Below are 9,121 nucleotides of genomic sequence, written 5' to 3'. Positions count from 1 at the left end.
AAAATACGGGGGGAGGCGGTCCCCACAGAGTCTCAAATGTGTTGACCGACTACATTGCCTTGCAAAGGTCGGGATGACGGGCGTATACTCGCGCCCCGATGGGCAAGCGCGGCTTCGTTTGCCGGGAGGCAAGCCCCAAGGAGGTCCTGGAACACTGCCTGCGCCTGGCCCAGGAGGTGGCCCCGCCCACCCCCAAGGGCAAGCGGGGCCGCTCCTGGCGCTACGACCACGCCCGCAAAGTGTTCTCCTGACGGGGAAAGAGTTATCTGGCCCCACTCCTCAAGCGGAGGTGCGGCCGGTTATCCGGCTTCGGGGCGCGAGCGCTTTTGGAGCTCATCGCTTACGGCCTTAGGGTTCTTCTCTCCCTCCTCCCGCCCCCTCCGGGGTACAAGGCGATTTGCTAGGCAAGCCCGCACCTCGTTGACAAGGCTTTCCCTCTCGGCCACCCTGTTAACTAGGGACTGGGCCCGGGGTTTCCCCGGGCTTAGTACGTTAGGGAAAGATCCAAAGCTGCTCCCACGAAGCTGGATCCCTCAAAAGGGCGAACACTTCGGAGGTCACGTCCCGGGCAAAAAGGCGACCTTGTCTCCCCGTACTCGTCCGCGTAGATCGCGAAAGCCAGTTCCACCGGGGCCAGTTTACCCGGAAGAATCTGCACGAACCCCCCTTGCGCCCGCACGGGAAGCGCTATGCCCCAACCGCTTCCCAGAATTGCCGTTGCGCCAGAAGAGGACAGGCCGTATCGTGTGGTCATGCCGCGCACCAGCAAACGCCCCCTTCCCCGCCACGTCCTCCGCATCGGCGAGAGGCGGCGGGAGCTTGGCCTTACCCAGGAAGAGCTCGCCCGCATGGCGGGCTTCTCCACCAGCCTCATGGCCAAGATCGAGCGGGGCGCCGTGGACCCCAAGACCCTCTCCGCCCAGTACCTGGTGGGCCTCGCCAGGGCCCTCGGCCTCACCCTCTCCCAGGTCATGGGGGAGGATGTCCCCGGGGACGACCTGGGCTTCGTCCCCTTCACCCTTCCCGTCTACACCTCTCCCAAAGAGCTGGAGGAAGGCAAGCCCGCCTCCCGGGCCTTCCTCGCCCCGGCCGAGCTTCCCCGGGGGGCGGTGATGGAGTTCCTGGCCTTCCTGGAGGTCCCAGGGAGGTGGCTCGCCACCCTGGACGTCCCCTTCCCCACCGCCCGGAGGGTCTGGGTCCTCACCGAGCTCAGGCCTCTTCTCCAGCCCCAGGCCGTCTACCTGGGGAAGGCCCAGGGCCACGCCGCCTTCTTCCCCCACGAGGCTCTGGAGAGGGACCCCCTGGCCCTCTACCCCCTTCACCCGGAGCTCCCCACCCTCTGGCTCAGGGAGGAGCGCCCCGAGGTCTTGGGCCTGGTGCGGGGGTGGCGGGTGCTGTAAAGGCCAGGTATTGCCAAAACCGGTGATATATGCTAACCTCCGGTTGTGGCTAGCCAACTCTGGGGGGACGTGCTAAACTCCAGGGTTAAGGAGGTGAGAGGTCGCCTAAGGACGCGTAGCGGTAGGTAAAAGCAGGAAGACCGGGGTTTCCCCCGATCCCTTCACCGCAAGCATCTTGGTACTCTCGAGATCCCCTAATCCGAGGGTACCAAGCGGAAGGGAAAATGTCAACCCGGGTGGAAGCCCCACGGGCCCCAGGGCCGGGGGTAAGCGGCCCAGAAGGCAACCGTGGGAGCGCGAATCGGCTGGACCCATCTGGAATCGCCAAACGGATTCACCCTCATCCCCAACCCCCTGCTCAACAAGCTCTTCGGCAGCGGCTTCTCCGACCGGGAGTTCGCGGTCTTCCTCGCCCTCGCCACCCGCAGGAACCTCCACCACAAGAAGGCCTCCACCAAGGACCTGGCCCTCCTCCTCCGGCGGGACCCCCGCACGGTGGAGAAGGCCCTGCTCGCCCTCTGGGAAAAGGGCCTGGTGGAGCGGGACGCCACGGGGTGGTGGCTTTCCGATGCCCCGCCCGGGCAGGACCTGCAGGCCCCCGTGCACGCCGTGCAGACCCCCTTGCAAGCTTTGCAAGGCACGGGTGAGGAAAACGCCCTCCAGGACGGGCTTCTCTCGGTGCGGGAAATAAAGGAAAAAGAAACAACTACTGAAGAAAAAAATCCTCCTCATCTTCACGCCCAAGCGGCGGAGGCGGAGGAGGCTGAAGAGGTAGAGGCTGACTGCAAAGCCCCGGAGGAAAGAGCGGTTTCCGCCTCTCCCTCAGAGGGAGGAGAGCGGGCGACCTTCCTGGTTCCTTCGCCGTCTCCGGCCTCCCCTTCCCCTTCTGGATCTTCCCCGGTGCTCGTGAATGAAGGCACGAAGTACCGCCTCCAGGCCCGCCTCAAGGAAGCGGGGCTCTGGGTGGACTTCTACCGGGTCTTCCGCCCGGGCTTCGCCCACGGGGGGCTTTGGCGGGCCTACCTGGAGCGCATGGAGCGGGAGGCCCTGCCCCTGGGGGAGGCCTTCCTCCAGGCCCTGGACCGCACCCTGAAGGGAGCCCGCCTCGGCGCGGTCCGCTACCCGGCGGCCTACCTGGACCGTCTCCTCCAGGACCTCGCCCCGCCCGAGCGCTCCTTCCCTCCCCCGCCCTCATTGGAAGAGGTGCCTAAGGACGCCCTCCTCCTCCTCCCGGACGGGAGGCGGGGGTACTTCGCCGGGTGGACCGGGGGCGGGGCCAAGGCCTTCGTGGAGGTGGACGGGGTGGCCTACCTGGTGGACCGGGAGAGCGTCCTCCAGGCGCGTGTGCTAGGGTAGAGGGGAATGGTCACGACGCCCCCTTCACCTTCCCTGAGTCGGGTTCCCCTAAGGTTTGGCGCCCACTACGCCGCCGTGGTGGTCGCGGAAGGGCAGGTCTTCGTGAAGGAAAGCCAGGCCCCGAACGGCCAGGTCTACACCTTCTACCGCCTCCGCCTCCCGGACGGGAGCTTCCTCCGCCTGCCCCGGGCCCACCGGGGCCGGCCCATGGCCGAGCTGGTGGGGGCGCGCATCCGGGGCACCTTTTGGCCCCGCACGAACGGCCAGGGCCTTCTGGAGAAGTCCCTTCGCCTTGGTCGGATCGGGGTTCCCAGGGGGGACGGGAAGGGACACCCCTTGATGGCCGCCCAGGGCCGCGTGGCCTTCGTGGACCGGGAGGAGGGGAGGTTTGGCCTCGAGGTGCGGCCCAATCCCGGGGGACGCCTCAAGGAGCCCTTCACCCTCACCCTCTGGGCTCCCCTCGCCCTCCTGGAGGAGCTCACCCTGGGGAGCGGGGTTTACGTGGAGGGGGAGGCCCGCCTGAAGACCCGGCGGCTCGTGGCGAGGAAGGCGAAGCCCGCCAGGCTCTGGGACGATCCTTCCTGAAGGAGGGGGTGGTCCCCGCCGGCCTCGAGGCCACGGCAGGGAGGCCGAAAGGCTCTTATCCGGGTGATTTAGAACACACCCGCTGTGGGATTTGACTCACGGCGTGAGGCGGGTTATATTGCTTCCAAGATGAAGAAGACCGTCCTCATTCCCCTCAAGGACTGGGCCCTGGAGCAGGGGCTCTCCTACTCCGGCGCCCTCAAGCAGATCCAGGAGGGGAGACTCAACGCGCGGCGCCTTGGCCGCTACTGGTACGTGGTCAAGGAGGTGGAGGCCCCGGGGGGAGAAGGGGTGGTGCTCACCCTCTTCACCCACGCCGGGGGGGCGGGGAAGACCTCCCTGGCCCGGGACCTGGGGTACGAGATGGCCTCTAGGGGCAAGCGCGTTCTTCTCGTGGACGTGGACCCCCAGGCCAACCTCTCCGCCTGGCTCGGCATCGTGGACGCTCCGGTAGAGGAGACCCTTCTCGGGCTCCTAGAGGGTAAGGGACGCTTCAGGCCGAGGGAGGTGCTTCCGGGGGTTAGCCTCATCCCCGCGCATGTGGAACTTGCCCGGGCCGAGCTTGTCCTCATCCGGGAGCCCTACAAGATGTTCGCCCTGAGGAAAGCCCTGGAAGCCTTCCGGCAGGAGTACGACCTCATCCTCGTAGACTCCCTGCCCTCTCTGGGCTCCCTGGCTGGAGTTGCGGGTATGGCCGGGGACGGCCTTCTGGTTCCCGTGGAAGCCTCGCCCAAGGGCCTTCAGGCCCTGCCCACGGTGCTTTCCGTGGCCCAGGACTACGCCGAGGGGTTGGCCTCTCTGGGGATGTGGGGCGGGGGCGCCTTCGTCCGCGCCCTCATCCCTAACGGGCTGGAAGGGACGGTCCGGGACCGGGAGGTTTTGGCCCAGCTCGAGGGCCTTGGAGGGCGGATCCCCTTAGCACCCCCCTTGGTGCGCCGTCCGGCGGTGTACCGGGAGGCTCAAGTACAGCGGCTTCCGGTGCAAGCGGTGGGCGGGGAGGAGGTGCGGCGGGAGATGCGGGCCCTCGGGGACTTTCTGGAGGGGATCCTGGAGCAGGTCAAGGCTGAGCTTCACAAGGAGGTGGCCTGATGAGCCGCAAGCCGAGCCCCATGGACCCCTTCCTGGCCAGGGCGCTTTCCGCCTTGGAGGAGATGGAGGGGAAGCCGGTCCAGGCTGGGGGGAAGACGCTTCCCCTCGAGGCCCTCGTCCCTTCTCCCCAGCCCCGCAAGCGCTTTGAGGGACTCGAGGCCCTCGCCCACTCCATCCGGGAAAAGGGCGTGCTCCAGCCCCTCCTGGTGCGGCCCTTGGGGGACGGGAGGTACGCCATCGTGGCCGGGGAGAGGCGGTACCGGGCCGCCCGGATGGCGGGGCTTTCCGAGGTCCCGGTGCGGGTGGTGGAGCTCTCCGAAAAGGAGGCGAGGCTTTTCGCCCTGGTGGAGAACCTCCAGCGGGAGGACCTGAACCCCTACGAGGAGACCGTGGGGGTCCTCGCCCTGCTATCGGAAGACTTGGGGAGGTCCGTGGAGGAGGTGGTGGGGCTCCTCGAGCGGATGCGGAAGGAGAAGCGGGGGGTGGCAGCCCGCAACGTTGCGGGCAGCCCCGAGGCCCGGAGAGTGGAGGAGCTCTTCAAGGCCTTGGGCCGCATGTCCTGGGAGTCTTTCGTCCGCCACCGCCTCCCCCTCCTCTCCCTCCCCGAGGACCTGAGGGCAACTCTGGAGGAGGGGGCGATCCCTTACACCGCCGCCCTGGAGCTCAAGAAGGTGAAAGACGAGGCCTTGCGGAAGGCCCTCTTGGAGGAGGTGAAGGCGGGCCTCTCCTTGCGGGAACTGAAGGCCCGGGTGCGGGAGGTTCTGGTCGCGCGTAAGCCTGCCTTGGAGAAGGCTCCTGCGGCGTGGTATGGAGACGTCATCGACGCCTTGAAGAAGACGGATTTTAGTGCTCTCCCCACGGAAAAGCGGGCCAGGGTAGAAGCGCTCTTAGCGGAGCTCAAGGAACTGCTTGGTTAAACGCGTCTGGGTTCAGTATGGCGGTCTTGCCAAGGATCCACGAAGGGGTTTTCTACTGGGCTTATCGGATCCTGGGGCCGGAGTTTAAAGGCCCCAGGATTGAGGATCCCCTTGGGGTTCTTCCCATTCCTCTCAAGACGGCCCTCCTTCAAGCGGTAGGGAAGCGGTTTGGGTTAGAGTTCGATCTTGCAGAAGCTCTCCTTACTCGGCCCCCAAACGAGGGGCGCTCTTACGCTTATGCCACCCATTGGTGGCCCTCAGAGGAAGGACTCAAAGAGCTCCTTTATGAGCGCATATCTCGGGCTTCTTTGAGCGACTGGGAGTTCGTTCCCGTCGAAACGTTAGACGACTTCGTGCGCAAGCACCGTCTTCAAGGGAAGGAGCACTATGCCGAGGTGCTCTTCCTAAAAGAGGTTTACCTTCCCCTCTTTGGTAGCGAGGGGCTTGCCCTCTTGTTGCCCCAGGTGGGCTTCTTGGACGAGGAGGGGGGAGAGCGCAGGGCTGACTTCATCCTCTTCGGTCAAAGGCCGTACGCCATAGAGATCGAAGGCAAGAGCTACCACGAGCGCCCGGACCGCTTTGCGCGAGAAAAAAGCCGTCAGCGGTCGCTTACGCTCCGGGGAGTCGCGTATTTTCCCATCGCCTACGACGACATCCGCTCGGGAAAGGCCCGTGAAGCCCTGATAAGGCTTGCCGAGAGCGACCCAGTCCTGGGGGGCTACCTGAGGAAAGGTGGGGTGGGGCTTTCCAGGGGGCCCGCTTATTCGCCCCTCCACTGGCTTGTGGACTTTCCGGTGCGGTACCCCATCGCCCTGAAAGGGGCCTTTGCGCGCCTCTTAAAGGCGGTCAGGGAAGGCGAACGTTCCGTCCAAATTGTGGACCCAGAGTCATCCACCCCCTTGGTGGAGGCGGCCTTCGCCGATGCTTACTTCACGCTTTTGAACGTGGGCCGGCTTGCCGGGGTTGACCTCCCCTTACCGGAAGTTCGCGTTTATCGGCTAGACGTGGATAGCGTTTCAAGGGCCTTCCGGGATCTCCTGCCGCTTTGGGTTGGGCGGATTGAGGGCTTTTCAGTTGTCGACGGAGTTCCTGAAGAAGGGGCTCTTGACGTTTTCTCTTGGGACCGTATCGCTTCCCTAACGCGCGAGGCCGACGCTTTCCAAGCAGAATACGAAGAGGAACGAGGATCTTGGACTCCTCCCTTTGTCGGGACGGCATCTTCTGCCCTCGTTCTGGACTTCTTCGCCCGGAAGTTTTTCCCGGTGCCAGAGCTCAAGGAAGCCCAACTTCGTCTTTTGCAACGGGCGCTACGGGGAGAAAGCGGCCTTGCCCTGTTGCCCACGGGCTATGGTAAGTCTCTTATTTTCCAGCTTTACTCCTTCCTCGTCCCGGGGGTGAACATCGTCATCTCTCCTCTTCGGGCCCTGATGCGGGATCAGGTGTACAACCTTCAGCGGATCGGCGTCACAGCGGTCACCTCGATTTCCAGCGACGACGAGGCCGCGGCCAAAGAGAGCAAGACCAAGACTTTGTTGGAAGGGCGCTACCGCCTTGTGTACCTTTCCCCGGAGCGGATCCGCATCAAGGGGTTCGTTGAGGAATTCCGAAGGGAACTGGGAAACCTTCCTGTCTCGGCGGTAACTGTAGACGAGGCGCACTGCGTCTCCGAGTGGGGGCATGACTTCCGGCCCGCCTATCTCCATATCCGTGGCTTTTACGAGGAGATCCAGGCGGTTTCGCCGAGGAAGCTACCCCTGATCGCGCTTACGGCTACGGCCTCTCCTCCCGTTCGAAGGGACATCCTGAGGGTTCTGGGGCTCCCCGAGGGGGCTGTGGAGCAACTCGCCAGTAGCGATCGTCCCAACCTGAGTTTCTCTGTCCATCCCGCTCCTCTCGGACTGAACCAAAAGAGGAACCTTCTTAGAAACCTCTTGACCGAGATCCTTCCACGGACGCTGGGCGTGCCACGGAAGGAGCTTATAGGAAGGCCAAAGCAGTCCTCGTACCCGCATGCCGGCGTCATTTTTGCCATTTATGCCGACCCTCGCGGGCAGAAGACTTTCGAGGAGGGTGTCCACGCGATAAGAAGCTTCCTCCTCAAAGAGGGCTTGGCTTCTGGCGATCAGGTGCACGTTTACGCAAGTAAAAAGCCGGCTGTATGTCCTTCATGCGGTTCTAGCGAGTGGTTTGCAGATCGGGGAAAAAACACTTGCCGTAGTTGCGGTTCTTCCTTTGTCAAACCAAAGATCATCTTTGACTGGGAAGATAGGGTACGAGAAGTCCAGGACCGCTTCCAGGAGAACCGCTTTCCGCTTCTGGTGGCGACAAAGGGCTATGGCATGGGGGTGGACAAGCGGAATATTCGCTATATCATCCACCACGCCATGTCCAGCGGTCTCGAGGGCTACTACCAAGAGGCAGGGCGCGCGGGGCGCGATGGAAGGCACGCGCATGTCGCTTTGATCCTGACACCGCCCACGCGGTCGTGCTTGGAACAACATGTTCTAGGCGGAGACGGGATACCTCCTTGCCTTCCGAACGGGCGTTTCCGGTCCTGCTCCTACGGCCTGACGCTTCCTTGTGACTATGCTCGTCAGGTTGAGTTCCTTCAGGGGAGCTATCCCGGGGTAGAGGAGTCCTTGCAAAGGGCCATGAATGTGGCCGAGAGGATTTACCACGCTTCGCAGGGTGGACCAGATGGGCAGCGCTTTGTGGAGGTGGAGGGTCATGAGGAAGAACTGACCAGCTTTGAATATGCCCTCGTGCGCCTCATGCAAATTGGCTTTTTAGAAGCTTACACCGTAGAGTACCTCTCACAGCGGCGCCTCCGTTTTTGGTTCCCCCCGCCTAAGATAAGCCGTCGGACTTTTGAGGAACGGCTTAGGGCTTTCCTGGCAGAAACGCGGCTGGGGGTAGAGGTGATGGAGAAAAGGTTGGAACCTCTTCGCCGCGCTTCTGCTGGCAATCCACTAGATCCTGTAGAGAAAGCCCTCCGCATCCTTTTGGAGAGGGTGTACGAGACGGTCTATCCCATGCGCATCCAGATGCTTCGGAACCTCATCGAGTACGCCCTGAGCACGGAGAGAAACCGGTGTCGCCGCTTGGTGCTTCGGAGCATCTTTGACGACCAGCTTCCACCAGACGATTACCGTTGTGGCTTCTGCGATGTCTGTGAGCCCTCTTTGGCTTTCCCGGTCCCTGGAGCGCTGGTTCCCCCAAGGGAAGCTGAACCCGAGGAGATCGTTCGGCGGCTCTCCTCTTTTTTCCAGAGCTGGTCGGAGGAGGAAGCCGATCTGCTTCTTTCCGCCGCGGGCGAGAGAGGCTTGAGTCAAGCGGTCATGCTCCGCTCCGAGTACTACCTGGAGCGCGAAGGAACGAGTTTAGGAGCCTTCTTCCTGGCGGGTGCCCTCAAGGGGCGCGAAGATCCCGCTCAAGGAGCTCTCTACCTGAAGCGGGGGACTTCTGAGGCCTTGAAGCAGGGCCTTTCTGTCGACGAGATCGGTCCTTTTCTCGCCGAACTTGGAAGGTTGGGACCGGAGCACCTGGGAAGCGTGCTTCTCGCCCACTCCCCTCTTGGGGGCTACCGGGAGCGAAAGCAGGTTTATGAGGAGGTAGGGAAGCGCCTGGGATATGACGATCCGGCTGCTCGGCTTACGGCGAGTCTAGCTTCTCTAGAGCTTCTTTCCGAGCTGACGGAGTGGGTGGAACGGGAAGGGGCTTCTTCCCAGCTGAGATCGATCAAGGAAAGGTTTGAAGCCAGCTTACAGGGGTAGG

7 protein-coding genes and 1 pseudogene are annotated in these 9,121 nt (G+C 63.4%); all 8 read left to right on the top strand.

Features of this window, described 5'->3' with window-relative positions:
• Positions 1 to 98 precede the first annotated feature (98 nt).
• The 8 genes and pseudogenes from L0D17_RS10360 (at position 99) to L0D17_RS10325 (ending at position 9,120) form a co-directional block, all read left to right on the top strand.
• Entirely contained in the window at positions 99 to 251 is a 153-nt protein-coding gene (locus tag L0D17_RS10360) for a hypothetical protein (RefSeq protein WP_014632315.1), read from the top strand.
• A gap of 63 nt (positions 252 to 314) precedes the next feature.
• Positions 315 to 404 (top strand): annotated as a pseudogene (locus L0D17_RS10355) (IS5/IS1182 family transposase); the annotation flags it as partial.
• 348 nt (positions 405 to 752) lie between these two features.
• Positions 753 to 1,400: a helix-turn-helix domain-containing protein gene (locus tag L0D17_RS10350; RefSeq protein WP_243031410.1), complete on the top strand. Its 648-nt coding sequence runs from the start codon at positions 753 to 755 to the stop codon at positions 1,398 to 1,400.
• Between the two features lie 288 nt (positions 1,401 to 1,688).
• Complete coding sequence (locus tag L0D17_RS10345; protein WP_243095059.1) at positions 1,689 to 2,756, top strand: replication protein; 1,068 nt, start codon at positions 1,689 to 1,691, stop codon at positions 2,754 to 2,756.
• Positions 2,757 to 2,831: 75 nt separating this feature from the next.
• Complete coding sequence (locus tag L0D17_RS10340) at positions 2,832 to 3,341, top strand: hypothetical protein (RefSeq protein WP_243095057.1); 510 nt, start codon at positions 2,832 to 2,834, stop codon at positions 3,339 to 3,341.
• 129 nt (positions 3,342 to 3,470) lie between these two features.
• Positions 3,471 to 4,430, top strand: coding sequence for a ParA family protein (locus L0D17_RS10335; protein WP_039457267.1), 960 nt, complete (start codon positions 3,471 to 3,473; stop codon positions 4,428 to 4,430).
• Positions 4,430 to 5,347, top strand: a complete 918-nt coding sequence (locus tag L0D17_RS10330) for a ParB/RepB/Spo0J family partition protein (RefSeq protein ID WP_423247864.1) — start codon at positions 4,430 to 4,432, stop codon at positions 5,345 to 5,347. The genes L0D17_RS10335 and L0D17_RS10330 overlap by 1 nt, the downstream gene beginning before the upstream one ends.
• A gap of 17 nt (positions 5,348 to 5,364) precedes the next feature.
• Positions 5,365 to 9,120, top strand: a complete 3,756-nt coding sequence (locus L0D17_RS10325; RefSeq protein WP_243095055.1) for a RecQ family ATP-dependent DNA helicase — start codon at positions 5,365 to 5,367, stop codon at positions 9,118 to 9,120.
• Position 9,121 lies beyond the last annotated feature (1 nt).

This window comes from Thermus thalpophilus (genome assembly GCF_022760915.1).
Classification (GTDB): domain Bacteria; phylum Deinococcota; class Deinococci; order Deinococcales; family Thermaceae; genus Thermus; species Thermus thalpophilus.
This window is presented reverse-complemented; position numbering and strand designations above follow the sequence as displayed.

Coding starts and splice junctions, on each gene's coding strand:
- L0D17_RS10360 (WP_014632315.1), top strand. CDS start 99: ATGGGCAAGCGCGGCTTCGTTTGCCGGGAGGCAAGCCCCAAGGAGGTC.
- L0D17_RS10350 (WP_243031410.1), top strand. CDS start 753: ATGCCGCGCACCAGCAAACGCCCCCTTCCCCGCCACGTCCTCCGCATC.
- L0D17_RS10335 (WP_039457267.1), top strand. CDS start 3,471: ATGAAGAAGACCGTCCTCATTCCCCTCAAGGACTGGGCCCTGGAGCAG.
- L0D17_RS10330 (WP_423247864.1), top strand. CDS start 4,430: ATGAGCCGCAAGCCGAGCCCCATGGACCCCTTCCTGGCCAGGGCGCTT.
- L0D17_RS10325 (WP_243095055.1), top strand. CDS start 5,365: ATGGCGGTCTTGCCAAGGATCCACGAAGGGGTTTTCTACTGGGCTTAT.